At 68.4% G+C, this 25209-nt stretch carries 23 protein-coding genes; 19 read left to right on the top strand and 4 right to left on the bottom strand.

What is annotated here, in order from left to right:
* The first annotated feature begins 86 nt into the window (after positions 1-86).
* Complete coding sequence (locus AC5P67_RS17575; protein ID WP_005410042.1) at positions 87-983, top strand: LysR family transcriptional regulator; 897 nt, start codon at positions 87-89, stop codon at positions 981-983.
* Between the two features lie 101 nt (positions 984-1084).
* On the opposite strand, the gene AC5P67_RS17570 is transcribed toward AC5P67_RS17575, so the two are convergent.
* Positions 1085-3880: a beta-glucosidase gene (locus tag AC5P67_RS17570; RefSeq protein ID WP_495215017.1), complete on the bottom strand. Its 2796-nt coding sequence runs from the start codon at positions 3878-3880 to the stop codon at positions 1085-1087.
* Positions 3881-4217: 337 nt separating this feature from the next.
* Here AC5P67_RS17570 and AC5P67_RS17565 point away from each other — a divergent pair, with 337 nt between their 5' ends.
* Together AC5P67_RS17565 and AC5P67_RS17560 are read left to right on the top strand one after the other, a co-directional pair.
* Positions 4218-4652 (top strand): VOC family protein, encoded by a 435-nt coding sequence (locus tag AC5P67_RS17565; RefSeq protein ID WP_005410044.1) that lies wholly within the window; start codon positions 4218-4220, stop codon positions 4650-4652.
* Positions 4653-4939: 287 nt separating this feature from the next.
* Positions 4940-5644, top strand: coding sequence for a helix-turn-helix domain-containing protein (locus tag AC5P67_RS17560; protein WP_495215015.1), 705 nt, complete (start codon positions 4940-4942; stop codon positions 5642-5644).
* Positions 5645-5653: 9 nt separating this feature from the next.
* On the opposite strand, the gene AC5P67_RS17555 is transcribed toward AC5P67_RS17560, so the two are convergent.
* Entirely contained in the window at positions 5654-6532 is an 879-nt protein-coding gene (locus tag AC5P67_RS17555) for a sterol desaturase family protein (protein ID WP_012480586.1), read from the bottom strand.
* A gap of 142 nt (positions 6533-6674) precedes the next feature.
* On the opposite strand from AC5P67_RS17555, the gene AC5P67_RS17550 reads away from it, so the two are divergent.
* From AC5P67_RS17550 to AC5P67_RS17520, 7 genes are all read left to right on the top strand, one after another.
* Positions 6675-7625, top strand: coding sequence for a LysR family transcriptional regulator (locus AC5P67_RS17550; RefSeq protein ID WP_220084112.1), 951 nt, complete (start codon positions 6675-6677; stop codon positions 7623-7625).
* A gap of 92 nt (positions 7626-7717) precedes the next feature.
* On the top strand, positions 7718-8368 hold the full coding sequence (locus AC5P67_RS17545) for a DsbA family oxidoreductase (protein ID WP_012480588.1): 651 nt from the start codon (positions 7718-7720) through the stop codon (positions 8366-8368).
* 35 nt (positions 8369-8403) lie between these two features.
* Entirely contained in the window at positions 8404-9411 is a 1008-nt protein-coding gene (locus tag AC5P67_RS17540; protein WP_005410050.1) for a cyclase family protein, read from the top strand.
* A gap of 219 nt (positions 9412-9630) precedes the next feature.
* A complete protein-coding gene (imuA, locus tag AC5P67_RS17535; RefSeq protein WP_005413787.1) occupies positions 9631-10245 on the top strand; it encodes a translesion DNA synthesis-associated protein ImuA in 615 nt (204 codons plus the stop codon).
* 9 nt (positions 10246-10254) lie between these two features.
* The gene (locus tag AC5P67_RS17530) at positions 10255-11664 is read left to right on the top strand and encodes a Y-family DNA polymerase (RefSeq protein ID WP_005413788.1); all 1410 of its coding nucleotides are present in this window, start codon (positions 10255-10257) and stop codon (positions 11662-11664) included.
* Positions 11665-11670: 6 nt separating this feature from the next.
* Positions 11671-14781, top strand: coding sequence for an error-prone DNA polymerase (locus tag AC5P67_RS17525; protein WP_111117605.1), 3111 nt, complete (start codon positions 11671-11673; stop codon positions 14779-14781).
* A 191-nt stretch (positions 14782-14972) separates the two neighbouring features.
* A complete protein-coding gene (locus tag AC5P67_RS17520; RefSeq protein ID WP_005410054.1) occupies positions 14973-15479 on the top strand; it encodes a hypothetical protein in 507 nt (168 codons plus the stop codon).
* Between the two features lie 32 nt (positions 15480-15511).
* Here AC5P67_RS17520 and ptsJ read toward each other — a convergent pair whose 3' ends face one another.
* On the bottom strand, positions 15512-16798 hold the full coding sequence (gene ptsJ / locus AC5P67_RS17515; protein ID WP_005413790.1) for a MocR-like B6 salvage transcription factor PtsJ: 1287 nt from the start codon (positions 16796-16798) through the stop codon (positions 15512-15514).
* Positions 16799-16874: 76 nt separating this feature from the next.
* Here ptsJ and AC5P67_RS17510 point away from each other — a divergent pair, with 76 nt between their 5' ends.
* The 9 genes from AC5P67_RS17510 (at position 16875) to AC5P67_RS17470 (ending at position 24754) form a co-directional block, all read left to right on the top strand.
* A complete protein-coding gene (locus AC5P67_RS17510) occupies positions 16875-17648 on the top strand; it encodes a YggS family pyridoxal phosphate-dependent enzyme (protein ID WP_005413791.1) in 774 nt (257 codons plus the stop codon).
* Positions 17645-18346, top strand: a complete 702-nt coding sequence (locus AC5P67_RS17505) for a glutamine amidotransferase (RefSeq protein WP_111117606.1) — start codon at positions 17645-17647, stop codon at positions 18344-18346. The genes AC5P67_RS17510 and AC5P67_RS17505 overlap by 4 nt, the downstream gene beginning before the upstream one ends.
* A complete protein-coding gene (locus tag AC5P67_RS17500; protein ID WP_005410058.1) occupies positions 18343-18567 on the top strand; it encodes a hypothetical protein in 225 nt (74 codons plus the stop codon). Before AC5P67_RS17505 ends, AC5P67_RS17500 begins: the two co-directional genes overlap by 4 nt.
* 94 nt (positions 18568-18661) lie before the next feature.
* Complete coding sequence (locus tag AC5P67_RS17495) at positions 18662-19168, top strand: hypothetical protein (protein WP_059034713.1); 507 nt, start codon at positions 18662-18664, stop codon at positions 19166-19168.
* A 124-nt stretch (positions 19169-19292) separates the two neighbouring features.
* Positions 19293-19802, top strand: a complete 510-nt coding sequence (locus AC5P67_RS17490) for an RNA polymerase sigma factor (protein WP_005413794.1) — start codon at positions 19293-19295, stop codon at positions 19800-19802.
* The gene (locus AC5P67_RS17485) at positions 19799-20725 is read left to right on the top strand and encodes a FecR family protein (RefSeq protein ID WP_043034680.1); all 927 of its coding nucleotides are present in this window, start codon (positions 19799-19801) and stop codon (positions 20723-20725) included. The genes AC5P67_RS17490 and AC5P67_RS17485 overlap by 4 nt, the downstream gene beginning before the upstream one ends.
* Positions 20726-20789: 64 nt before the next feature.
* Positions 20790-23261: a TonB-dependent receptor gene (locus tag AC5P67_RS17480; protein ID WP_329754566.1), complete on the top strand. Its 2472-nt coding sequence runs from the start codon at positions 20790-20792 to the stop codon at positions 23259-23261.
* Positions 23248-24048, top strand: a complete 801-nt coding sequence (locus AC5P67_RS17475; protein WP_329754567.1) for a ChaN family lipoprotein — start codon at positions 23248-23250, stop codon at positions 24046-24048. Before AC5P67_RS17480 ends, AC5P67_RS17475 begins: the two co-directional genes overlap by 14 nt.
* Entirely contained in the window at positions 24041-24754 is a 714-nt protein-coding gene (locus AC5P67_RS17470; RefSeq protein WP_049395905.1) for an energy transducer TonB family protein, read from the top strand. Before AC5P67_RS17475 ends, AC5P67_RS17470 begins: the two co-directional genes overlap by 8 nt.
* On the opposite strand, the gene AC5P67_RS17465 is transcribed toward AC5P67_RS17470, so the two are convergent.
* On the bottom strand, positions 24751-25185 hold the full coding sequence (locus tag AC5P67_RS17465; protein ID WP_005410065.1) for a RidA family protein: 435 nt from the start codon (positions 25183-25185) through the stop codon (positions 24751-24753). The genes AC5P67_RS17470 and AC5P67_RS17465 overlap by 4 nt on opposite strands.
* Positions 25186-25209 lie beyond the last annotated feature (24 nt).

Below are 25209 nucleotides of genomic sequence, written 5' to 3'. Positions count from 1 at the left end.
AAGCGGCCAGCATGCCGTGCGGGCCTTGTTGGAAAAACACGACAGCAACTGCAACACTGTCAAATCCACTTTGACAATGAATTGCCATGGTCAGCCTCGATCGCTTCGATATCTTCCGCGCCGTGGTCGAGGCCGGCAGCCTCACCGCAGCAGCTGATCGGCTCGGCCTCAGCCGCGCGGTGGTCAGCTTCAACCTGAAGCGGCTGGAGCAGGAGCTGGGCGTGACCCTGCTGTTGCGCAGTACCCGCCACTTGGCCCTGACCGAGGCCGGCGAACAGTTCCTGCAGCACTGCGTGCAGGCGTTGGACGCCGCACAGGCAGCGATCGATGCCGCGCGCCGCGACCAGCACCAGCTTCAGGGCGTGCTGCGCCTGACCACCACGCCGGAGTACGCCCAGCTACGCTTGATTCCTGCGCTGGAGGCGTTCCGTGCGCGGCACCCGGCGCTGCAGCTGCACCTGTCCACGTCTCCCGCGCCGGCGGACCTGATTCCCGAGCGCTTCGACCTGGCGATCCGTCTTGGCCGTCTGCCGGATTCGGGCCTGCACGCCAGCGAACTGGAACGCCATCCACTGTGCCCCGTGGCGGCTCCGTCCCTGCTGGCACGCCTGCCCTCTGCCGATGCTGCCGACGACCCCGTGCAGCTGGGCACCCTGCCCCGCCTCGGCTACCCGCGCCTGGCCGACGTGCCGGTGGTGGCGCCGGATGGCAGCGACGCCCTGTTTGCCACCAACCCGGGCAATGCGGTGGTGCGCGTAGATGGTGCCAGCAGCCTGCGTGCCTTCGCCGTGGCCGGCGCCGGGGTCACCGTGCTGCCACGCTGGCTGATCGAGGACGACTTGGCCCAGGACCGCCTGCGCCCGGTGCTGCGCCAGCACCGCTTCCCGCAGCAGAGCGTATACGCGGTCTACCCGCACAGCACGCAGCCCTCACCGAAGGTGCGGCAGCTGATCGATTTCCTGCGCGGGTGGTTTGGCAAATGAAAAAAGGGGACGGAGGGGATTAAGTCGTTTGTGCATAAACGACTTAATCCCCTCCGTCCCCTTTTTCAGACACGGCCCTGTGCGGGCCGTGTCTTCAGGCATCAGCGCAGCACCTGCTCCACCAGCTGCACGTCCACGCTCTGCAGCGGCTCGGCCGCATTGCGGGACAGCTGCACCTGGTAGGTGCCGCTGTCGATCTTCCACTGGCGCGCCTGTGCATCGTAGTGGGCCAGGGTCTTCGGCTCGGCTTCGATGCGGATGCGGCGCTGTTCGCCCGGCTGCAGGTTCACCTTGTCATAGCCGATCAGGCGGATCGGCGTGGTGCTGCCGGCCGGAAGCTTCAGGTACAGCTGGGCCACGTCGGCACCGGCACGCTTGCCGGTGTTGCGGATGTCGACGCTGGCGACCAGGCGCGAGCCCTCCACGCTCACCTTCAGGTTCTCATAGGCGAATGAGGTGTAGGACAGGCCATGGCCAAAGGAGAAGGTCGGGGTCAGACCCTTGGCCGCCATCCACTTGTAGCCGACGTTGGCGCCTTCGATATCGAAATCGAACACATCACCAAACGGCTTGGCCGGCTTGAAGCCGAGGCCGTCGATGTGCGGGCGTGGCAGCTGCGATTCGTCCGTCACCCAGGTCACCGGCAGGCGGCCGGACGGATTGACCTGGCCGGTCAGCAGCGCGGCAATGCCTTCGCCACCGCGGATGCCCGGATACCAGGCCTGCAGCATAGCCGGCACCTGCGCCAGCCACGGCGTGCGCACCGGGCCGTTGGTTTCCAGCACCAGCACGGTCTTCGGGTTGGCCTTGGCCACTGCCGAGATCAGGGCATCCTGGTTGTCCGGCAGCTGCATGTCCGGCAGGTCCACCGATTCGGCGGCCCACTGGGTGGCGAACACGATGGCCACGTCAGCCTGCGCGGCGGCCTTGGCCGCAGCGGCGGCATTGATCCCGTCCACATACTCGATGGTCGCGTCCGGGCGCGCCGCACGCAGCGATTCCAGCGGCGAGGACGGGTGGAAGATCACCGGGCCCGGCCAGGTGGTCGGCATCACGCCCGGCACCGCATTGGTGCCCTTTGCGGTCACGCCCACCATCGACGAACCACCGCCACCGATCACGCCCTTGTCGGCATGGCCACCGATGATGACGATGCGCTTCACGCTGTCGGCCAGCGGCAGCAGGTTGCCCTCATTGCGCAGCAGCACGCTGCCCTCTTCCACCGTGCGCTGGGCAACGGCGAAGCCGGCCTCGGCATCGACCTTCTGGTGCTGCGGCGGGTTGTCGAAGCTGCCATGCAGGAACATCGTGCGCAGGATGCGCGCCACCATGTCGTTCAGGCGCGCCTGCGGCACCACGCCACCGTGCACGGCCAGGCGCAGCGGTTCGTCGAAGAACACCGCCGCGTCGAACACTTCACCGGCCGACTGCTGATCGAGGCCGGCCAGCGCCGCCTTCGAGCCACTGTGCACGCCACCCCAGTCGGACATCACGAAACCGGGGAACTTCCATTCCTGCTTCAGCACCTGGTTCATCAGGTAGCCGTTCTCGCAGCCGTAGGTGCCGTTGATCTTGTTGTACGAGCACATCGCCACGCCCGGGCGACCGGCTTCCAGCGCGATCTCGAAGGCCAGCAGGTCCGACTCGTGCATGGCCTGTTCGCCGATGCGCACGTCGTGGAAGTTGCGGCGGGTCTCCATGTCGTTCAGCGCGAAGTGCTTCATCGAGGAGATCACGTGCTGGCTCTGCACGCCCTGGATCAGCGCGCCAACCATCGAGCCGGCCAGCAGCGGATCTTCACCGGCATATTCGAAGTTGCGGCCGTTGCGCGGGTCGCGCTGCAGGTTGACGCTGCCCGACAGCAGGATATTGAAGCGCTGCTGCCATGCCTCGCGACCCATCGTGGCGCCACCGGCGAAGGCGACTTCACGGTTCCAGCTCGATGCGGTGGACGGGCCCGACGGCATCGCCGTGGCGAAATCGCCCGGGCGGATGCCACCCGGATTGGTCACGCCGACGCCGGCATCGGCCGATTGCTGCGACGGAATGCCCAGCCGCGCCACGCCCGGCACGAAACCGGCCGAACCGACTGCGCCTTCCGGCAGCGGGCCACCGTCCTTGCCCAGCCCGAAGTAGCTGTGCAGCATCTGGAACTTCTCATCCTCGGTCATCGCCTTCAGCAGCAGCGCAGCGCGCGCGTCGGCGTTGAGGGTGGTGTCCATCCACGGCCTGTCGCCATGCGTGTCGTCGGCGTAGGCCAGGGTCAGCAGGGTGGCGCGCAGGGTACTGCCTTCCACCTTGAACGGCGCACTGCTGGCGGCCTGGAAGCCATCGCTGAAATAGCTGGCATCGGCTTCCAGCGCGACACGCGCCGGATCGAAGCCTGCGGCCTTGGCCGATTCACCGGCCACCGCGCCGAGCAGCACCGCCGGTGCACCCAGCCGCGAACGGGTGACCAGCGCCGGCAGTTGCGCCGCACCTGCACCGGCATCGGTATAGACCGCCACGGTGTGGCGGCCGTCGTCCAGGCGCAGGTAGTTCAGGCCCGGCTGGTCGGGGCCGGATTCAGCGGCGATCGGCAACCGGGTCAGCACGGCCTGGCCGCGCTGGGTCTGGCCATCATCCTTGCCGGCAGCAATGAAGCGGTACGCGTAGCCCAGGCCATCGGCCAGCACCTGCAGCGGATCGACCTGGCCGATGCCGCGCTGCACCTGGCGCACGCTCACCGCGTCCACCTGCAGGGTCTTCAGCTGGGCGGCCAGGGCCGGCATCGCCTCGGCGGTCGGGGCCTGTTCCAGGGTCAGCACAGTGAACGCGGCGGGGTCGGCCCAGGCCGGGGCGGCCAGTGCGGCAGACAGGGCCAAGGACAGTGCAAGCGGCTTTGTAAACGTTTTCATCGGCAGGCGTAATTCCGTTGCCAAGGCAATCGGTCCAGGGAAAGTGCCGCCGAAGGGTGCAGCGTTCATGCCGCGCAGGGGTTGCCAGGCAACGTCCCGCAGGCCGATGGACGGGCCGGTCTGCGCGCGGGACCCTCCTCCCGGCGTGACAACCTGCCTGCCCGGGCCGCGCAGGGCGACCCAATCCTGTGAAGATTGTGCGAGGGCGTTCACACCTGTCAACAGGACCTAAGTCACAGGGGCAACCCGGCCAGCGGTTATCAGGCCATCACCGGCGGTCATCAGCGCGCCGCGCGAGGCTGCCGATAATGAGGGTCCCTGGCCACGAACCGAGCCCATGACCGTCCATCGCGACTTCGACCATCTCTGGCGCGACCGCTGTGACACCTCCAGCCAGCGCGCGCCGCGCGTGTTGATCCGGGTGTTCGTGGCCCCGGGTGAGCTGGAGCGCAGCGTGGCGTTCTACGAGCAGCTGCAGGGTGTGGTGGCCGATGCGGGGTTCCCGTTTCCGGAGGCCGGGCTGCGTCTGGCGATGGTCGGTGCGTTCCTGTTGATCGAGGGCAGCGAGACGGCGCTGGCGCCGTTCACTTCGACCACGGGAACGCTGCTGGTCGACGATGTTCGGCCCTATCACGACAAACTGGTCGCGGCTGGCGCCGAGATCATCTTCCCGTTGCAGGTGGTACCCACCGGGGCGGCGTTCAATGCGGTACATCCCGATGGCACGGTGGTCGAGTACGTGCATCACCGGCCCGACCCGCACGGGCGGTGAGGGTGCGCACGGCCGGGCTGCGCCCGGCACCCGCAGAGGCAACGGCCAATGCAACAGCAGAAGCAAAAGCTGGGCTCCTGTGGGGTGGCGGGGTGGGTCCGGTTGCGGGGGACGGCGCAAGTACGTCCATGTAGCCTCGGTCGCGCCATCCATGGCGCTCACGCCCCCGCCAACGGACCCACCCCGCCTTCGACAATTTCTCGCAACCTGCAGTAGATCCGCGCCATGCGTGGATGCTCTTCGTTTCATTGTCGAATTACTCGATTTCGATGGAGATTCATCCACGCATGGCGTGGATCTACAATCCCTCCATGTCCTCCCCCGCCCTGGCCTGGAATGGCACGTTGCTGCTGGATGCTCACGTGGCCATGCTGCAGGGCCATGCCGGTGGCAGCGCCTCGCATGCGCACTACGCCCATCAACTGCTGTTGAGCGACGGTACGCCCTGGCAGGTCGAAGTCGATGGCGTACGGCAGCAGGGCCAACGGCTGTGGCTGCCGTCCTTCCAGCCGCACGCAATCCTGTCGGCACCGGAAGCGGGCTGTACGGTGTTCCTTGAGCCGGCGCATGCCGACCTCGAACAGATCCAGCAGCACCTGCACTCGCTGCCCGGCACTGCGATGGAACTGCACGACTGGCTGCCACGACTGAGCCGCCCGCAACCGCTGGACCGCCGCGTGCAGGCGGCATTGGCCAGGATCGCCCAGCACCTGCCCGGCCCGGTGCCGGCCGCCGATATCGCCGAGGCGGCGCACCTGTCGACCAGTCAGCTGCACCGGCGTTTCCAGTCCGAGCTGGCAGTGACCCTGCGCGGCTGGGTGCTGTGGCAACGGTTGCGCCGCGCGCTGATGCATCATCTGAGCGGTCACAACCTGACCGACAGTGCGCATGCCGCTGGATTCGCCGATCTGGCCCATCTCTCGCGCAGCCTGCGCCGCATGTTCGGCATCGGTGCAGCGCAGCTGCAGGGCCTGCAGCTGCACGCGGCCTGACATGTTCGATCATTCGCGCCTGCGCAGACCTTCCGGCAACTCCGGCACCTCGCCATGCGGCAGTTCGCGGAACGGCGCCAGCAGCTGCCCCGGATAATCGCGCGGATAGTCCGGCTGGCTGCCGATGCCAAGGTCGCGTTGCTGCAGCCGATAACCCGGCGCATCGAAGGCGGTCCCCAGCAGATGGTCCCAGGCGGTCAGGAACAGGCCGAAGTTGACGTCGCCCGCGGTGCCGTAACGCATGTGGTGGAAGCGGTGCAGCGGCGCCCAGGCCATCACCCGGCCGAGCACGCCGGGACGCATGTCCACGTTGGAGTGCTGCAGCAGCAGCTGGATGGCAATGGCGAAAGCCAGCACCGCAGCCACCGGCATCGGCAGGCCCAACAGCAGCAGCGGCAGCACGCCGCCCACCGCTTCGGCCGCCTGATGCAGCGGGTGTTTCATCAGCCCGTTGAAGCCGTACATGCGGGTGACGCTGTGGTGCACCGCATGCAGCCGCCACAACCAGCCGATGCGATGGCTGGCGTAGTGCACCAGGGTGATGCCCAGATCAGCGCAGACGATGGCCAGCAGCACCTGCAGCGCGAATGGCCACTGCACCGGCCACAACTGCCACGGAATGATTGCCGCCAGCAGCGGCACCGCCGCGATCGACAGCAGGTTCAGGCTTTCGTTGACCAGTGCATGCAGGCTGTCACGCAGGCTGTCGCCGTGGTCGTGGTTGAACGCGGGGTCGTACGGCCAGGCACGCTCGGCGGCGAACGAGACCGCGATGGCGGCCGCCAGCAAGGCCAGCAGCCACAACGGATCACCGTGGCAATGGCCGACCCAGACGACGGCAGTGGCAACGAAGCCCAGCAGGAACAGCGGGGCATACAGGCGGAGCATCCAGTGCTTCATGGGCAACCCGGAAAGTGAGGGGCCTGCATGCTGGCGCCGCGTATGGGGTGCTGGCTTGAACAAACAGCGCAACCCGCACGCACCGGGTAGACGCCGACCTTGGTCGGCGCCGCGTTTCCCACATCCACGCATGGCGCGGCTCTACAATGGCGCCCTCATCGCGCCCGGGGCCGGCATGGATTCCTTCAACCTGATGCGTGCCTTCCGCCGCATCGTCGAACGCGGCGGGCTGGCCCGCGCTGCCGAAGACCTCGGCATGTCGCCCGCCGGCCTGAGCAAACAGCTGCGCACGCTGGAAGCGCATCTGGGCGTGGTACTGCTGCAGCGGACCACGCGGCGCATGAGCCTGACCGAGACCGGCCACGCCTATTACCGCGAATGCTGCCGCCTGCTCGACGAACTGGAGGCGCTGGAACGCGGCATCGCCGAACAGCGCGGCGACGTGGCCGGGCGCCTGCGCGTGAACGCGCCGCAGTCGTTCGCACTGAGCACGCTGTCGCCGCTGCTGCCACGCTTCCTGCAGCAGCATCCGCAGCTGTCGTTGGATCTGGTGATGGAAGATCGCCTGCTCGATGCAGTCGGTGAGGGTTTCGATGTATCGCTGCGGCTGCGTGCCGAGCTGGATGATTCACGCCTGGTGGCGCGCCGGCTGGCGTCGCTGCAGCAGGTGCTGTGCGCGGCCCCGTCCTACCTGCGGCAGCATCCGGCACCGCAGGCGGTGGACGATCTGCAGGCGCACAGCGTGCTGGCCTACAGCCTGTCCGACTCGCCCGGCAGCTGGCCGCTGCTCGGCCCCGATGGCCAGGTGACGATCACCCTGCCGGCGCGCGTCACCGTCAACAACAGCCTGCTGCTGCGCGACCTGCTGGTGGCCGGCATGGGCATCGGCGCCCTGCCCTCGTTCCTGGCGGCACGGGCACTGGCCCGTGGCGAACTGCAGCAGGTGCTGCCCGACCACCGCTATCCGCCACGCTTCGTGCATGCGGTCTACCCCACCTCGCGCCACCTGCAGCCCAAGGTGCGTGCCTTCATCGATTTCCTGCACGCCGAGCTGCCCGGCTGCGCCGGCCTGGATTCGTAACCGCCAGCGAAAACTGAGCTGCCCGCAGCGTGCTGTTTCGGCCACGCCGCGCTGCCTACTCTGCCGCCTCCCCTCTCACCGATGGCAGGCAGATGTCTTCCGTTCCTTCCCCCGCCACCGCCGCGCCGGTGGTCGATTTCTTCCACGACGTGGTCTGCGGCTGGTGCTTCGTGCTGGCCCCGCGCCTGCAGCAGGTCTCGGCCGAACTCGGCATCCAGGTGCGCCACCGCAGCTTCGTGCTGCAGGACTCGCGCGCGCAGATGGTCGAGGTGTTCGGCTCGATGGAGCGCGCCAAGGCGATCATCCTGCGCCACTGGACCGATTGCGCCGCGCATGAAGACACTGCGCGCATCGATATCGAAGGCATGCGCGCACAGGACTTCGAGTATCCGTCCGGCTGGCTCGGCGCACTGGCCTGCCAGGCCGCCGGCATGCTCGGTGGCAACGACGCCCATGGCGCGATGTTTGATGCCGTGCAATGGGCGCACCTGCACCAGCACCGCAACATCGGCGACGCCGAAGTACTGCTGGATATCGCCGAATCGCTGGGCCATCCACGTGGCGCCTTCGCTGACCACATGCGCAGCGACGCAGTACGCCAGCGCGTGCAGGCCGATCGTGCCGAAGCCGCTGCCCTCGGCATCCGTTCCATACCCACCGTGATCGGCGGCAACGGCCTGCGCCTGCAGACCCTGCCGCTGCCACACCTGCGCCAGGCCCTGGCGCCTTTGGTCGCGGCCTGAGCCGCACCCTCCCCCACCCTGCAAGGAGATTCCCCATGACCCCACGTACCCTGGCCACCGCGCTGGCCCTGCTGCTGGCCGGCACCGCCGCGTCCACCACCGTGTCCGCACACGAACGCGTTCCCTCCGGCCAGCAGGTCGGCACCAGCCCCTGGGGGCCGAAGGACGAGATCGGCCGCCTCAACCTGATCACCGAAGCCTCGCGTGCGGCGATCCTGTCACGGGTCAGTGGCGGCAAGGCCTATGACCTGGCCACCGAATACTACGTCGGCATGCCCAGCTGGCAGGATGCCGGCGACCCGCACTACCAGTTCTGGATGACCCACACCCCGCGCGGCACGGTGATGGACGACCCGATGGGCGTGGGCGAAACCATGAACCTCACCCGCAGCTACACCGGCACCGCATTCTCGATGTACAGCCACACCGGCACCCACATCGATGCGCTGAACCACTTCGGCATCCACGGGAAGATCTGGAACGGCTTCGAGGCCGACAAGCACCTCGGCGATCGTGGCTGGAATGTCACCGGCATCGAGAAGTTCCCGCCGCTGATCGCGCGTGGCGTGCTGATCGACGTGGCCGCCGCCAAGGGCGTGGACATGCTGCCTGACAGCTACCGCGTCACCCGCCAGGACCTGAAGGATGCGCTGGCACGCCAGAAGGTGAAACTGCAGCAGGGCGACGTGGTGCTGATCCGCACCGGCCGCATGCGCCTGTTCGAACAGCCCAAGGCCTACATGGCCAACCCGCCGGGCATGGGTCTGGACGCGGCACGCTTCCTGGTCGAGGACAGCGGCGCGATGATCGTCGGTGCCGACAACCTCAGCTTCGAGACCTTCCCCTCGGAGGTGTCCGACGACTACGTGCCGCTGCACACCTACCTGCTGGCCCAGCAGGGCGCGCCGATCATCGAGCTGGTGGCGCTGGACGAACTGGCCCGCGACAAGGTCTACGAGTTCGCCTTCATCGGCGGCCCGCTGAAGATCCGCGGCGGCGATGCCGCGCCGCTGCGCCCGGTGGCGCTGCCGGTACGCCCGTAACCAGGGCCTGTGGGTGCCGACCTTGGTCGGCACTCCTTTACCCCTTCAGCAACCTGAAACCGGACCCTCCGATTTCATTAGTAATTCTACTCACAAGACGAGTAGCATGTCTGGTCTCAGCCCCTGATACCGGCCCGTCGATACTCGCGCCATGCCCGCTGTTTCCGCCCGTTCCTGCCGTTTCCAGCCCGCCCGGCGCCTCCCCTGGAGGGCCGGCTGATGGGTGCCGTCGTCGCCCTCGACCGGCTGCTGGACGGGCGCCAGCTGTGGCGCGGCCCGGCCCGCCAGGGGCCGGCCAGCGACCACCTGGCCAGCGGCCACCCGGCACTGGACGCACGCCTGCCCGGCGGTGGCTGGCCCACCAGCGGGCTGTGCGAGGTACTGCAGGCGGCGCCCGGGGTGGGTGAGCTGGCGCTGGTCTGGCCGGCGCTGGCCAAGCTGAGCCTGCGCGACCGCCCGATCGTGCTGGTCGCCCCGCCCTATCGCCCGCATGCCCCGGCCTGGGCGGCAGCCGGGCTGGACCTGGCCCAGCTGCAGATCATCCACGCAGCGCCGAAACAGGCGCTCTGGGCCACCGAGCAGTGCCTGCGCTCTGCCGCCTGCGCGGCGGTGCTGTGCTGGCCGCACCAGGCCGACGACCGCGCCCTGCGCCGCCTGCAGGTGGCCGCCGACAGCGGCCAGTGCCTGGGCTTCGTGTTCCGCGAGGCGCAGGCGGCGCGCAATCCCTCTCCGGCCAGCCTGCGCCTGCAGCTCGACCACGGCCAGGTGCGGGTGCTGAAGTGCCGAGGCGGCCTGCCGCCGGCGCAGCCGTTGCCGCTGGCCATCGCCCACTGAGGCCGCGCCATGCACTGGGCCTGCCTGTTGTTGCCGCAGCTGGCGCTGGACAGCGTGCTGCGCCTGCAGCCGGATCCGCAGCGCCCACTGGTGCTGCTGCAGGGGCCGGCACAGCGTCGCGTACTGCGTGCGGTCAGCCCGTCGGCACGCGCAGCGGGGCTGCGCCCGGGCATGCTGCTGTCGGCTGCGCAGGTGCTGGTGCAGGACATGCACCTGCACGATTACGATCCCAACGCCGAACAGCACACCCGGCAGCTGCTGGCCAGCTGGGCCTACGCCTACAGCTCGCAGGTCAGCCTCGATTTCCCGCATGCACTGGTGCTGGAGATCGGCGCCAGCCGCGCCCTGTTCGGTGACTGGCTGACGATCCAGCAGCGGCTGCGCAACGAACTGCACGAACTCGGCTTCCGTCACCGTCTGGTGGCCGCACCTACCCCACATGCCGCGCGCGTGCTGGCCAACGTCCACGATGGCCTCGGCATCGATGCACAGCAACTGCCGGCGGCGCTGGCGCAGTTGCCCCTGCCGCGCTGCGGCCTGCCCAACGAAGCGGTGACGGTGCTCGGCCGCTCCGGCCTGCGCACGCTGGGCGCAGTGCTCGAGCTGCCGCGCGACAGCCTGGCCCGGCGCTTTGCCCCCGAGGTCCTGCAGCAGCTGGATGCACTGCGTGGGCTACCCACCGCGCCACTGCGCTACTACCAGCCACCGGACCGTTTCGATGCACGCATCGAATTTGAGTACGAAATCGAATCCAGCCAGGCCCTGTTGTTTCCGCTGCGTCGCCTGCTGCTGGACCTGGCCGCGTTCCTGTGTTCGCGCGATGGCGGCGTGCAGCGCTTCGACCTGCATTTCGAGCACGACCTGCTGCCGGCCAGCGTGCTGACCATCGGCCTGCTGGCACCGGAACGCGATCCCGCGTTGCTGTTCGAGATCGCGCGCAACCGCATGGAAGCGTTCGCCCTGCCGGCCGGCAGCCGCGCACTGCGCCTGCAGGCCGAACAGCTGCCACCGTTCGTGCCCGCCGCGCGCGACCTGTTCGATACCCGGCCGGCACAGGCGATGCCCTGGAACCAGCTGCGCGAGCGCCTGCGCGCGCGGCTGGGCGATGACGCCGTGCAGCCGCTGGCGGTGCAGGCCGACCATCGCCCCGAACGCGCCAGTGGCAGCCAGCCCGCGGCCAAGCCTCCGTCGTACTGGCCGCTGCGCCCTGGCTGGTTGCTGGACACCCCGCAACCGCTGCGTGATCCGCGGCTGCGCATCGTCACCGGGCCGGAGCGGATCGAATCGGGCTGGTGGGACCAGGCCGACGCACGCCGCGACTACTACGTGGTGGAAACCGCACACGGCCAGCGCGGCTGGGCTTTCCGTGAGCGCAACGATCCGCATGCGCCGTGGATGCTGCACGGCTGGTTCGGCTGAGCCGCCATGCACAGCGAACTGCCCGGCTACGCCGAACTGCACTGCCTGTCGGCCTTCAGTTTCCAGCGTGGTGCTTCGATCGCCGAAGAGCTGTTCGCGCGCGCCGCCGGCCAGGGCTACCGCGCGTTGGCGATCACCGACGAATGCTCGCTGGCCGGCATCGTGCGTGCCTGGCAGGCGGCGAAGGCGCATGGCGTGGCGCTGATCGTCGGCGCCGAATTCCAGGTCGAGGACGGACCCAAGCTGGCCCTGCTGTGCACCGACCAGGCCGCCTATGCCGGGCTGTGCCAGTTGATCACTACCTGCCGGCGGCGCGCGGCCAAGGGCGAGTACCGTTGCCTGCGCGAGGACCTGCTCGGCCTGCCCGACGGCCTGCTGTGCCTGTGGCTGGACCGGCAACCGGCCGCCACCGACCTGGAACTGCTGCGCGCCGGCTTCAATGATCGGCTGTGGCTGGCGGTGGAACTGCACCACGAACACGACGACGCACGCCGCCTGCAGCAGCTGCAGGCCTTCGGCGAACGCCACCGCCTGCCGCTGGTCGCCAGTGGCGATGTGCACATGCACGTGCGACGCCGCCGCGCCCTGCAGGACACGCTGACCGCGATCCGCCATCGTTGCAGCGTGGCCGAAGCCGGCTGGCGCCTGTTTCCCAACGGCGAGCGCCACCTGCGCCCGCGCACCGCGCTGGCCCAGCTGTATCCCGCCGAACTGCTGGCCGAGACCCTGCGCATCGCCGAACGCTGCCACTTCACGCTGGAGCAGCTGCAGTACACCTATCCGCGCGAGCTGGTGCCGGAGGGGCATGACCCGGACAGCTGGCTGCGCGAGCTGGTCGAAGAAAAGATTCCCTGGCGTTGGCCAGAAGGCATCAAGGACGCACAGCGCAAGCAGATCGAACATGAGCTGGCGTTGATCCGGGAGAAAAACTACGCCTCCTACTTCCTTACCGTGCATGACATCGTGCGCTTCGCCCGCAGCCAGGACATCCTCTGCCAAGGGCGTGGCTCGGCGGCCAATTCGACGGTGTGCTTTGTGCTGGGCGTGACCGAGATCGATCCTGCGCGCAGCAATCTGTTGTTCGAGCGCTTCATCTCCGCCGAGCGCAATGAGCCGCCGGACATCGACATCGACTTCGAGCACGAGCGCCGCGAGGAAGTGCTGCAGTACGTGTTCAAGCGCTATGGCCGAGAGCGCGCCGCACTGACCGCAGTAGCAATCAGCTACCGTGGCCGCAGCGCGATCCGCGACGTCGCCCGTGCGCTCGGCCTGCCGATGGACCAGGTCAACGAACTGGGCGCGGCAATGGATCATTGGGGCGGCAACATCCCATTGCCGGAAACCCTCCGCGAGCGCGGTTTCGATCCGGACACACCCTTGATGCGGCGGCTGCTGGCATTGACCGCCGAGCTGATCGACTTCCCACGCCACCTGTCTCAGCATCCGGGCGGTTTCGTCATCTCCGAGCATCCGCTGTCGACCCTGGTGCCGGTAGAAAACGCGGCGATGGCCGACCGCACCGTCATCCAGTGGGACAAGGACGATCTGGATGCCACCGGCCTGATGAAGGTCGACTGCCTGGCGCTGGGCATGCTCACCGCCATCCGCAAATGCCTGGCGATGTTGAAGCAGCACGGCCTGCATGAAGGACGCATGGATGCGATCCCCGATGAAGACGGCCCGACCTACGACATGATCTGCGCCGCCGACACCATCGGCGTGTTCCAGATCGAGTCGCGCGCGCAGATGGCGATGCTGCCACGCATGCAGCCACGCGAGTTCTATGACCTGGTGATCGAGGTGGCGATCGTGCGACCCGGCCCGATCCAGGGTGACATGGTCCATCCCTACCTTGAGCGGCGGCGGATCCTGCGCGAACAGGGACCGGACGCGTTGAACGACCCGGACAATCCGCTCTACCCACCACAGCTGGAACGCGTGTTCGCACGCACGCTGGGCGTGCCGCTGTTCCAGGAACAGGTGATGCAGCTGGCAGTGGAAGCAGCTGGTTATGAACCCGGCGAAGCCGATGCATTGCGCCGCTCGATGGCCGCCTGGAAGCGTCGTGGCGGCTTGGAACCGCATCGCGAAAAGCTGCTGACGGGCATGTTGAAAAACGGCTTCAGCCTGGAATATGGCGAGCACCTGTTCGAGCAGATCAAGGGGTTCGGTGATTACGGTTTCCCGGAAAGCCACGCGGCCAGCTTCGCCCTGCTCACCTATGCCAGCTGCTGGCTGAAGTGCCATCACCCCGCCGCGTTCACCGCCAGCCTGATCAACAGCCAGCCGCTGGGCTTCTACAGCCCCGACCAGCTGCTGCAGGACGCGCGCCGGCACGGCATCCGCGTGCTGCCGGTGGACGTGCGCCACAGCGACTGGGACTGCACCCTGGATTTCAGCAGGGGCGCGGCCGCGATCCGGCTCGGCCTGCGCCTGGTCGATGGCTGCAACGAGCCCGCCGTGCAGGCCATCATGCGCGAACGTGCGCGGCGCCCGTTCGACGATGTGGGCGACCTGTGCCAGCGCACCGGCCTGGACCGCCGCCAGCAGGGCCTGCTGGCCGATGCTGGCGCACTGCGCGGGCTCAGTGGCCATCGCCATCGTGCACGCTGGGATATCTCCGGCGTGGAAAACCGGCTGCCGCTGTTCGACCAGGCCCGCGCCACCGCCGAAGCCCGCGTGCCATTGCCGCTGCCCAGCGCATGGGAGGACATGCAGGCCGATTACCGCAGCACCGGCACCACCCTTGGCCGCCACCCGATCTCGTTCCTGCGTGCGCAGCTGCGCAGCCGTGGCTGTCTGGATGCCGCACAGCTGGTGGACCACGGTCATGGCCGTCGCGTGCGTATCGCCGGCCTGGTACGCATGCGCCAGCGCCCGCAGACCGCCAGCGGCGTCACCTTCCTCACGCTCGAAGATGAGACTGGCATGGTCAACGCCGTGGTCTGGCGGCACCTGGCCGATCGCCAGCACCGGGTGCTGGTCGATACCCAGCTGATGCAGATCGATGGCCGCCTGGAACGCGTCGATGGTGTGCAGCATGTCATCGTGCAGCGCATGCACTGCCTGGATGAGCTGCTGCAGGGACTGCGCAGCCACAGCCGCGATTTCCACTGACGCCGGGAATCACCGCGTAACGGCCACTGGGTGATGTCGAGCAGGTAGAGGTAGAGTCGACTGTCAGTCGACTTGCGCGCGCCAGCGCGGGAATCTCCGTGATCTGATCGAACAGCAGTCGACTGACAGTCGACTCTACCCATCCCCTTTTGCATCCGCTATCGTCGGCACATCCAAGGAAGGACCACCCGATGCCCCGTGCGCTGCTGCTGACCACACTGGTGGTCTCCACCCTCGCCCTGCTTGTTTCCGGCTGGACCGCCTGGAACCTGCATCGCAGCCAATCGCCACAGCGCATCATCGAAGCACGCGGCCTGGTCATCCACGATGCAAGCGGCCAGCCGCGGGTGATCCTCGGCGCACCGGTCCCCGACCCGCTCAGCCAGGGCCGCACCCAGGGGCCGCGCGCCACCGCCCTGTCTGGCCTGATCCTGCTTGGCCCCGACGGTTCCGAGCGTGGTGGTTATGGCACCAGCGACCGCGGCGGCGAAGCCCTGCTCACCCTCGACGATGCCACCGGCACTACCGAAGTATTCAAGGTCGTCGCCAACCCGGATCGCGGCGCCAGCCTGATGGTCAAGCACCAGAACAACACCGGCGCCATGCTCACCTCCTGGCAGGGCAAGCCGGAGCTGATGTTCGTCGATGACAGCGGCCAGTCCTACTACGTGCGCCCTGGCGCCAACGCCGCGCCCTGATCGGCTTCTGTAGCGTCGAGCCATGCTCGACGCTACACCCCGCACACGGCCGCCAGGTCATCGGCCAGCTGCCGCAGCTGCGTCGTCCCCAGCGCCGCACAGGTGATGCGCAGGCCATGTCCCGGCGCCGCCACCGCGAACACTTCGCCCGCCCGCACATGCCATCCGCGCGAAGCCAGTGCCAGCACCTGAGGATGGCTGTCAGCCGACAACGGCAGCCACAGGTTCAATCCCTCCATTGGCAGCGGCGTCGGCATGCCACGCGCGCGCAGCAACTCCTGCAGCGACTGCAGGCGCTGCTGGTAACGCTCACCTGCCGAGGCGATCTTCGCCCGCTGCGTTGCCGACGCCAGCACCGACGTCGCCGCATCCTGCAGCAGATGACTGACCCAGCCGGTGCCGGACGCCAATCGCAGCCGCAACCGCATCGCGGTTTCTTCATCGCAGGCCAACCAGGCCAGGCGCAGGTCGGGGCCGAGCGGTTTGGACAACGAACGCAACAGCGCCCAGCGCCGGCCATCCAGCGGCAGTACCGAGTGGTAGGCCTGCTGCGAAAGCAGCGCGTAATGATCGTCGACCAGCACCGCCACCTGCGGGTAAGCCGCCAGCAGCTGGCGCAACGCCCGTGCCCGCTTCGCATCCAGGCTGGCCCCGGTCGGGTTGTGCGCACGCGGGGTCAGCAGCACCGCGCGTGCACCGGCCTCCAGCGCCTGCCGAAGTGATTCGACCTGCATGCCATGCGCGTCCACCGCCACCGGCAACGGCGCGTGGCCCACGGCATTGAGCACATTGAGGCTGCCGAGGAAGCACGGATCCTCCACCGCGATGCGATCCCCCGGCAGCAGCCAGGCCGCCAGCAGGCGTTCAATGCCATCGACCGCGCCATGGGTCAGCTCCAGCGCATAACCCGCCGGGCAGTCCGCATCCAGCGAGGCGCGCGCCAGCGCCTGCAACCTCGGGTCGACCGTGCCCACGCCATACAGCCGCGGTGCGGCCGGGGCCAGGCGCAGGTTCGGCAGCAGGCGCGGATCCGGATTGCCACCGGCCAGGTCCTGCAGCGCCAGCCCGGGCGTACTGCCCTCGCGCGCCAGCGGCGGCGGCAGGCCACGCACCACCGTGCCGCGGCGGCCCGCCGTGCTGGCCAGGCCCGCCGCATCCAGGCGCTTGTAGGCAGCGGCCACGGTGTTGCGGTTCACGCCCAGCTGCTCGGCCAGTTCACGCACCGGCGGCAGCACGCTGCCGGCCGGCAAGCGGCCCTCGCCGATGCCCTCACGGATGCTGTCGAAGATCGACTCGGCACTGTGCCCGGTGATTTTCATTTTGTCCTATGCCAAAATATCTCTTGTCCTGTGCCAGTGTATCCCACCCTGGCCGCCCTGCATTGGAGGTGCCCGCATGCCCCTTGCCGCCGCCGACTGGCCCGTCGCCCAGTCCGTTGAACAGATCGCCGCCAACCTGGTCACGGTGCGCCAACGCATCGCCGATGCCTGCGCCCGCGTCGGCCGGGACCCGGCCAGCGTGCGCCTGCTGCCGGTCAGCAAGACCGTCGATGAAGCCCGCATCCGCATGGCGGTGGCCGCAGGCTGCCACGAACTTGGCGAGAACAAGGTGCAGGAGGCACAACGCAAGGCCGAAGCGATGGCCGACCTGGGCGTGCACTGGTCGGTGATCGGCCATCTGCAGACCAACAAGGCGCGCTACGTGGCACGCTTTGCCAGCGAGTTCCAGGCGCTGGACAGCCTGCGCGTAGCCGAGGCCCTGCAGCAGCGCCTGCAACTGGAAGAGCGCACCCTGGATGTGTTCGTGCAGGTCAACACCTCGGCCGAACCCAGCAAGTACGGACTGGAACCCGACGCGGTCGAGGCCTTCGTGCAACAGCTGCCAGCCTTCGATCGCCTGCGCGTGCGCGGCCTGATGACCCTGGCCATCTTCACCCCCGACGTCGAGCGCGTGCGCGCCTGCTTCGTGCGCCTGCGCGAACTGCGCGACCAGCTGCAACGCACCGCCCCGCCCGACCTGGACCTGTCGCAGCTGTCGATGGGCATGTCCGGTGATTTCGAAGTGGCCATCGAGGAAGGTGCCACCGTGGTCCGCGTCGGACAGGCCATTTTCGGCGCCCGCGCCACCCCGGACAGCTTCTACTGGCCGAACAGCGGAGCCCCGGCATGAAGCACGCGGTTGTCCTGCAGCACGTTGGCTTTGAAGACCTCGGCACCCTGCAGCCACTGCTGTTGGGGCAAGGCTGGCAGCTGCAGCTGCTGCAGGCCGGCGTCGATGCGCTCGATGACGCCGAAACCGCCGACCTGCTGGTCGTGCTGGGCGGTCCCATCAGTGCCAATGACACAGGGACCTACCCCTTCGTCAACGACAGCATTGCCCTGCTGCAGCGCCGGCTGCAACGGCAGCGGCCCACCCTCGGCATCTGCCTGGGTGCACAGCTGATGGCGCGCGCACTCGGTGCCAGTGTCGCTCCCAGTGGTGGCAAGGAAATCGGCTTTGCGCCACTGCTGCTGACCGATGAAGGCCAGCGTTCTCCGCTGCAGTCCCTGCAGGGCATTCCGGTACTGCATTGGCATGGTGAGGCGTTCGAACTTCCGGCCGGTGCACGCCGCCTGGCCAGTACGCCGGCCTGCCGTCACCAGGCCTTCGCCATCGGCAGCCACGCACTGGCCCTGCAATGCCACCCGGAACTGGACGCCCGCCAGTTCGAGCGCTGGCTGATCGGCCACACGCTGGAGCTGGCCCAGGCCGGCATCGATCCCAACGACCTGCGTGCGCAGGCGCGTCGCTATGGCGCACCGCTGGCTGCGGCCGCCACCGCGATGTTCGACCATTGGCTGCAGGACCTGCCGGAGACACCGCAATGAACTACCGATTGCAGATCCACCGCGATGGCGCCCACTGGGGCCACTTCGACTGCAGCGGCCCCGATGCCCTGCAACGCATGGACGCCATTGCCGCACAGCTGCCTGCCGATCAGGGCTTCCAGCTGAAACGGCAGAAAGGTGTCGGCGAAGAGCGCATCCTGTCCAGCAATGCCGATGGCCTGCGGGTACTGGCTTCGCAGATCCAGTACCGCGACATCTGACCCGATGGTAGTGCCGGCCGCTGGCCGGCATCCGGATCTTCCGGCCAGCGGCCGGCACTACCGCGGCTGTTCGCCCGCGTGCGAAGCTTCACGCATGTTGACCCTGCATCGCGGCAACCACCACGGACTGCTCATCGCCCCGCGCTGGCCCTCCACCCGCATCCAACTGGAAGAAGAGGTACTGCAACGCCTGCTCGACGCGCAGGCGATGCTGCCTGCCGGGTTGCGCCTGCTGCTCACCCGTGGCTTCGAACCCGGCCACAGCCGTCTCGGCGGCTTCCGCCGCGCGGTACGACGGCTCGGCATCGCAGCATTCCGCACCTGCTACCCGCAACGCCGCGATGAGATCGATGCCATCTTCGGTGCCAACGGGCACGACATCGATGGCCGTCATGTCGATGTCTCACTGGTACTGCACGGCAAGCGGCTGCGGCTGCTGCCCCTGGGCGTGTTCACCCCACTGCGCTGGCAGGATCGTCGCGTTGCCCGTCATTCCGAAGCCGTCGTGCAGGTGAAGCGCAGCCTGCAGCAGTGCGGCTTCGAGCTGCATCACAACGCCACCGAAGCCCTGCAGATCCACTGCGACTATCGTCCGCGCTGACGCCGCGGTGACCCATGCGTGCCGTGCCTCGCGCCATGGATGCAAATGATTCTCTTTTGCTGTAAGGTGCAGCCGCTGCCCTTGCCGCCGCGGGCTGTTCCCTTTCCCAGTTGTCGCCCGCCCCGTGTCCACGCCTGTCGAACCGACGGATGTCGCGCAGCTGTGCGCGGCCCATTACCGGCCGCTGCACGCCCATGTCCGCCGCAAACTCCCGCAACGCAGCGACGCCGATGACGTCGTCCAGGAAACCTGGCTGCGTGTCGTCAAAGTCGCCGCCAGCGGCCTGCTGAGCAATGGCCGCGCGTACCTGTACCGCGTTGCCCACAACCTGATCGCGGATCACTTCCGGCAACGTCAGCGCCGTCGTGAGGAAGCGCTGGATGAAGCGCAGCTGCACGCCCTCGTCGATCCTGCACCACTGCCCGAGCAGCGACTGCTCGACGCCGAACAGCTGCGTCATCTCGATGCGATCATCGCCGCGCTGCCACCGCGCTCGCGCCAGGTGTTCCTGCTGGCGCGTGTGGAACAGATGGCCCTGGCCGAGATCGGCCGTCAGCTGGGCATCAGCCGGCAGACCGCGCACGGCCATCTGCTGCGCGCCCTCGTCGCTCTGCAGCAGGTGCCCGGCGCATGAGCCAGGACGCGATCGCGCGCGAAGCCGCACGCTGGTGGCTGGACGGGCACGACGGTGACCGCGACGAGAACGCGTTCGACCAGTGGTACCAGGCCGACCCCCGACATGCCGCGCAGTACCAGTATCTGCAGCACCTGTGGCAGGCAGGCGCGACGCTGCCCAGCCTGCAGCGGCAGCAGCAGCGCAGGCAACGCCGTCGCCTGCGCGAAGCCGGCATTGCGGTTCTGTTGCTGTGTGCGCTGGGTCTCTACAGCCGCCATGCCTCGCCGCCGGTGGCGCAGGTACTGCGTACGGCCGCTGGCGAGATCCACGAGGAGACCCTTCCGGATGGTTCGCATGTCCTGCTGTCACCCGGCAGCGAAGTGAAGGTGCGCATCGATGGGCAGCGCCGCCAGCTCCAGCTGCAGCGTGGCCAGGCCTGGTTCCAGGTCGCCGCCGATGCCGACCGGCCCTTCCAGGTACACACTCCGCAGGGCACCGTCACTGCACTGGGGACCGCATTCGATCTTGCCGTGCAGGGCAACAGCAGCGTGGTCACCGTTACCGAGCATCGCGTGCGCGTGGACAGCGGCAACGCCAGCATGCTGGCCAACGACGGCGAGCAGCTGCGCTTCGATGGGCAGTCAACAGCCCATGCAACAACCAGCGCCCCGGGAACACTGGCCTGGCGCGAGCGGCGCCTGCACTGGGTCTCGGCCCCGCTGGCCGACGTCACGCAGGGCCTGGACCGCTGGCACGGCGGGCACACGTGGGTCGTCGGCGAGCAGCTGCGCCAGCAGCCGGTCACCCTGCTTGGCAGTGCCGACGGTGCAGCCAGCAACCGCGACCAGTTGGCCACTCAGTTGCAGGTGCGCGTGCTGCGCCTCGGCGACGGCATACAGGTGTGGCTGCCGCCACGCAGGGAACAGCGTGATGGACCCTGACATCCGGCCTGCGGCTGCGTCTACCCAGGATGACGACGCTCTGCGTCAGCCCCTGGAGCCCCCGATGCTGTGCCCCCGCCCCCTTGTCCTCGCCCTGTCGCTGGCCTGCGCCAGCACCGTTCCACTGCTGCCAAACAGCGCCCACGCGCAGGCCGCCACTCGAAGCTACGATCTGCCCGCCCAGCCACTGGCGGCCGCGCTGGACGCCTACAGCCGGCTGACCGGTGTCGATCTGGTGATCGGCGCGGCGCTTCCCGCTGGCCATGCCGCGCCGGCCCTTCGCGGTGACTTCGACGATGCGCAGGCCCTGACGCGCCTGCTGGCGGGCAGCGGCCTGCGCCCGCGCTTCATCGATGCGCGCCGCGCCACTCTGGAGCCGGCGCCGGCCGAGCGCGGCGATGGCAGCCGCCGCACCGGGCCCCTGCGGGTGCAGGGCGATACCGCGCACGGCCATTCCCCCGGTGCAGGTGCCAGCCAGTATGTACCAGCCACCCGCGATGGCTTTGCGCCTTCGATCGGCAGCGAGCGCGTGGCGATGGCCGAACGCCAGGAAGGCAACAGCCTGCTGCGCTCGATGCCTGGCACCCACAGCTTCCATTCGCGCAGCCAGCCGGGCCTGCAGGTCAACATCCGCGGCATGACCGGTGCCGGCCGGGTCAACACCATGATCGACGGTGTCACCCAGACCTTCCGCAACAATGCCGGGCATGGTTCGGGCGGTCCGTTCGCCTATGTCGATCCCTTCCTGCTGGCCGGTGTGGACGTGCAGCGCGGTGCGGTCGCTGGCGGTGACGGCGCTGGTACGCTGGCCGGCAGTGCCAACTTCCGCACCCTGGATATCGACGATCTGCTGGGTGAGGGCCGTGACTGGGGCCTGCGCGCCGGCTATCGCCATGGCAACAACGGCTATGGCAGCGGCCGCACCTTCGCCGGTGCATGGCGCCACAGCGAAGAAGGTGGCGACCGTCAGTTCGGCCTGCTGGCCGCCGCCAGCAGCAGCCGCAGCAGCGAATACGCGACCGCGCGTGGGCAGAAGAACAACGCCGACCCCGGCAGCCAGCAGCCCAGCAGCTGGCTGCTGAAAGCACGCCTGCAGCCCAGCGACCAGCATCGGCTGGACCTGAGCCACATGCGTTACGAAAACGACTTCTACCACAACTACCCGTGGCAGATTTCCGCGCGCAACCAGCGCGCCAGCTACCACTACACGCCCTATTCGCCGTGGATCGACCTGCGTGCAACCTTCGCCGGCAACAAGACCCGGCTGTTCTATCCGCCAGTGGAGGATTCCAGCTACATCGGTCGCCGCACCCACAGCAGCCTGAGCAGCTGGACCGTGGACAACACCAGCCGCTTCGACATCGGAGCACTGCAGGCACGATGGAACACCGGCATCAAGCACCAGTCGGACATCTATGTGGCCGACACCCCCGTCCTGCGCGGTGCCAACCCGCAAGGTCGCAGCCAGCTGGACAGCGTGTTCAGCACGCTGGAGCTGCAGTATGACATCTACGCGCTGACCGCCGGCCTGCGCCAGGACCGCTTCGGCATCCGTGGCCACATCCCGGTGTGCTCGGATGTGCCCGGCCAGTGCGCGGAGATCAATGGCGGCGGCATCGACGTGCGTCGCACCGAGCGCGCACTCAGCCCCAGCCTGGCGGTATCCTGGCAGGCCACCGACTGGCTGCAACTGTTCGCAGAAGCCTCGCGTACTTCCCGCCCGCCGCGGGTGCAGGAGATGTTCTTCGAGAAGATCCCGCTGGAAGGCATGAGCGATGCCGATGGCGTGGGCGCCAACCCGTTCCTGCGCCGCGAGCGCTCGCGCAACCTGCAGTTTGGTGCCAACCTCAGCACCGACTCGCTGCTGGTCGACGGTGACCTGGCACAGCTGCGGATCACCCGCTTCGACAACCGCATCCGCGACTACATCAAGCCGCAGTATCTGCTGATCGTGCATCCGCCGGAAGTGGAACCGTTCGTGGTGCCGATCGACAGCGATCCGCAGCTCACTGCCTGGACCGATGCGCTGGACGTGGACGACTTCAGCACCACCACGCGCTGGATGAACCACCCCGGCGTGGTGCGCATGCGCGGTATCGAACTGGAAGCGCATTACGCCAGCGAGCACTACCACGCCACGCTGAGCTGGACCCGCTCGCACACCAGTGCGCCGGCCATCGAGTTCGTCAACCTGGAAGACATCACCGCCCTGCCCGACCGCTACTGGACGCTGGACGTGGGCGGCCGCTGGTGGCAGCAGCGCGTGCAGGCCGGCCTGCGCGCCGAGTACTCCGGGCCGACCGAGGAAGGCTACGACTTCTTCCAGACCCGCAAGACCGGCGGCACCGGCGTGCTGCTCGACTTCTACGCCAGCTTCAAGCCCCAGGCCAACACCACGCTGTGGCTGAACATCGAAAACCTGCAGAACAAGGCCTATGACAACAATGCCTCGATCGACAGCATCTTCAGCCCGATCCTGGACCGCGGCAACGGTCGCGGCCGCACCGTCTCGATGGGCGTCAATGTGGCGTTCTAGCCGTCGCTGGCTGTCCGTATGCCTGCTCGCGCTGGCGACCGTGGCCAGCGCGCAGCCGATGCCTGGCTCAGTGATCGACCTGGCCAACGGCCAGCACCTGGACGAAGCCGCGTTCGTGGCGCGTGCGGCGGACGCCCGGAGGCTGCTGCTGGGTGAGCGCCATGACCTCGCCGGAGACCACGCCGCCCAGCGCTGGCTGCTGCAGGCGCTGCAGCGGCGGCGCCCGCAGGGTTCGCTGGTGCTGGAAATGATCGCCAGCGAGCGCCAGCCACGCCTGCAGCGGGTGCAGCGCTGGCTGGCCAAGGGCAACCAGGCCGAAGGTGCACGCCTGCAGGAACTGCTGGAATGGGATACACGTTGGCCGTGGGCCGCGTATGGCGGGCTGGTACAGGATGCTGCCGATGCAGGCACGCCGCTGTTCGGCGGCAACCTGTCGCGTGCCGAGGTCAACGCGCTGCTCGCGTCCACCGAGGGCGTACGGTTCCCGGTGGCCGCTGCCCACCAGCGCCTGTCGGCGGTGGTGCTGGCCCAGCACGCAGACGCAGCACCGATGCTGGAAGGGATGCTGGCCGTGCAACAGGCCCGCGACACACGCATGGCACAGGTGCTGCTCGATGCGCCCGCGCCGGCGCTGCTGGTAGCGGGGCGCTGGCATGTACTGCGCGGTACCGGGGTACCGGGCTACCTGTCACCGGCTACGCCTGCGCTGGTGATCGCATTGGCTTCGCCGGGTGAAACCGTGGATGCGGCGGATGCCGATCTGCTGTGGGTGCTGGACGATGAGTGAGCGCGGCCAACACTGGCAGGCGATCGCGATCACCGCCGTCCTGCACCTGCTGCCCTTGCTGCTGTTGGTGCACTGGGTGGCAGCGCCGCCGATGCTGCCGCCGCCGGAGCAGGACGTGCGCATCAGCCTGCGCCTGCTGGCGCCGGCCACGCCGCCACAGCCCGTAGAGGAGCGCCAGGCCGACACCCCCAGCCAGGCGCAGCAGGCGCGCGCATCGCAACCGGCAAAGTCGCCCTCGCCACCGAAACCCACCGCCGCGCGCGAGGGCGAGTTGGCCGCCAGCGAAACGGGCGGGACGGGTCGAACGCCGCTGCCGGTCGCCCCGCCGGCGGCCGCGACCGATGCCAGTCCCGCACCGGCATCGATCACGGCCGCTCCGCCCGCTCCAGACGCGCCACCGGCGGACTTCCAGGCCGGCGCCGCCAGCGACCAGTGGGAAGCCCGCCTGATGGCGCGGCTGGAGCGTTACCGCTATTACCCTGCCGCCGCACGCTCGCGCCGGCAGCAGGGCACTGCCTGGGTCAGGGCCAGCATCGACCGCGAAGGCCGCCTGCTGGCTCTGCGGCTGGAACAGTCCAGTGGCCAGCCGATGCTCGATGACGCTGCGCTGCAGACCTTCCGTCGCGCGCAGCCGCTACCGCCCATTCCCGATGAACTGAAGGCACCACAGGAACTGGTGGTGCCGGTGGAGTACTACCTGCGCTAGGCGGCGTAGGCCTCCGCCTCGATCTCGAACAGCATGCCGTCCAGCGCCAGTCGCGGCACCGGGATCAGCGTGCAGGTGGGCGCCGCACGGTTCGGCCAGCGTCGCCGCACCTGGTGGGCAATGATGCCCAGCCGGTCCTCATCGTGGCCGACCACCAGGATGCGCAACCGCGCCACATCAACCAGGCTTGCCTGCGCCGAGCGCAGCGCGGTCTGCAGGTTGTCCAGCGCCTGCCCGACCTGGTCTTCGAAGCTGGGCGAGAGACGGCCCTGCGCATCTTCACCGCCCTGCCCGGCCACGTGGATCACCCGTGCCGGCAGGCGCACCACCGCCACGTGTGAGTAGCCGTTGGCCGAAGGATCGTAGAGGCCCGGTGGATTGAACAGCTCCAGCAGGCCATGGCTGAAGTCCGGTGTGGTCAGCAGGTTCATGCCGCGCGCCTCGTGGGGGTTGCC

The organism is Stenotrophomonas sp. YJH_SMC_21, from assembly GCF_059369555.1.
The sequence above is the reverse complement of the archived record's forward strand: the minus strand, read 5'-3'. Positions and strand labels throughout refer to the sequence as shown.

Bases quoted from the DNA above. Each gene is read 5' to 3' on its own strand.
- AC5P67_RS17505 (WP_111117606.1), top strand. From the start codon at position 17,645: ATGAAGCACGCGGTTGTCCTGCAGCACGTTGGCTTTGAAGACCTCGGC.
- AC5P67_RS17470 (WP_049395905.1), top strand. From the start codon at position 24,041: ATGAGTGAGCGCGGCCAACACTGGCAGGCGATCGCGATCACCGCCGTC.
- AC5P67_RS17575 (WP_005410042.1), top strand. From the start codon at position 87: ATGGTCAGCCTCGATCGCTTCGATATCTTCCGCGCCGTGGTCGAGGCC.
- AC5P67_RS17475 (WP_329754567.1), top strand. From the start codon at position 23,248: ATGTGGCGTTCTAGCCGTCGCTGGCTGTCCGTATGCCTGCTCGCGCTG.
- AC5P67_RS17540 (WP_005410050.1), top strand. From the start codon at position 8,404: ATGACCCCACGTACCCTGGCCACCGCGCTGGCCCTGCTGCTGGCCGGC.
- AC5P67_RS17555 (WP_012480586.1), bottom strand. From the start codon at position 6,532: ATGCTCCGCCTGTATGCCCCGCTGTTCCTGCTGGGCTTCGTTGCCACT.
- imuA (WP_005413787.1), top strand. From the start codon at position 9,631: ATGGGTGCCGTCGTCGCCCTCGACCGGCTGCTGGACGGGCGCCAGCTG.
- AC5P67_RS17565 (WP_005410044.1), top strand. From the start codon at position 4,218: ATGACCGTCCATCGCGACTTCGACCATCTCTGGCGCGACCGCTGTGAC.
- AC5P67_RS17545 (WP_012480588.1), top strand. From the start codon at position 7,718: ATGTCTTCCGTTCCTTCCCCCGCCACCGCCGCGCCGGTGGTCGATTTC.
- AC5P67_RS17520 (WP_005410054.1), top strand. From the start codon at position 14,973: ATGCCCCGTGCGCTGCTGCTGACCACACTGGTGGTCTCCACCCTCGCC.
- AC5P67_RS17570 (WP_495215017.1), bottom strand. From the start codon at position 3,880: ATGAAAACGTTTACAAAGCCGCTTGCACTGTCCTTGGCCCTGTCTGCC.
- AC5P67_RS17550 (WP_220084112.1), top strand. From the start codon at position 6,675: ATGGCGCGGCTCTACAATGGCGCCCTCATCGCGCCCGGGGCCGGCATG.
- AC5P67_RS17480 (WP_329754566.1), top strand. From the start codon at position 20,790: ATGCTGTGCCCCCGCCCCCTTGTCCTCGCCCTGTCGCTGGCCTGCGCC.
- AC5P67_RS17500 (WP_005410058.1), top strand. From the start codon at position 18,343: ATGAACTACCGATTGCAGATCCACCGCGATGGCGCCCACTGGGGCCAC.
- ptsJ (WP_005413790.1), bottom strand. From the start codon at position 16,798: ATGAAAATCACCGGGCACAGTGCCGAGTCGATCTTCGACAGCATCCGT.
- AC5P67_RS17495 (WP_059034713.1), top strand. From the start codon at position 18,662: ATGTTGACCCTGCATCGCGGCAACCACCACGGACTGCTCATCGCCCCG.
- AC5P67_RS17485 (WP_043034680.1), top strand. From the start codon at position 19,799: ATGAGCCAGGACGCGATCGCGCGCGAAGCCGCACGCTGGTGGCTGGAC.
- AC5P67_RS17560 (WP_495215015.1), top strand. From the start codon at position 4,940: ATGGCGTGGATCTACAATCCCTCCATGTCCTCCCCCGCCCTGGCCTGG.
- AC5P67_RS17510 (WP_005413791.1), top strand. From the start codon at position 16,875: ATGCCCCTTGCCGCCGCCGACTGGCCCGTCGCCCAGTCCGTTGAACAG.
- AC5P67_RS17465 (WP_005410065.1), bottom strand. From the start codon at position 25,185: ATGAACCTGCTGACCACACCGGACTTCAGCCATGGCCTGCTGGAGCTG.
- AC5P67_RS17530 (WP_005413788.1), top strand. From the start codon at position 10,255: ATGCACTGGGCCTGCCTGTTGTTGCCGCAGCTGGCGCTGGACAGCGTG.
- AC5P67_RS17525 (WP_111117605.1), top strand. From the start codon at position 11,671: ATGCACAGCGAACTGCCCGGCTACGCCGAACTGCACTGCCTGTCGGCC.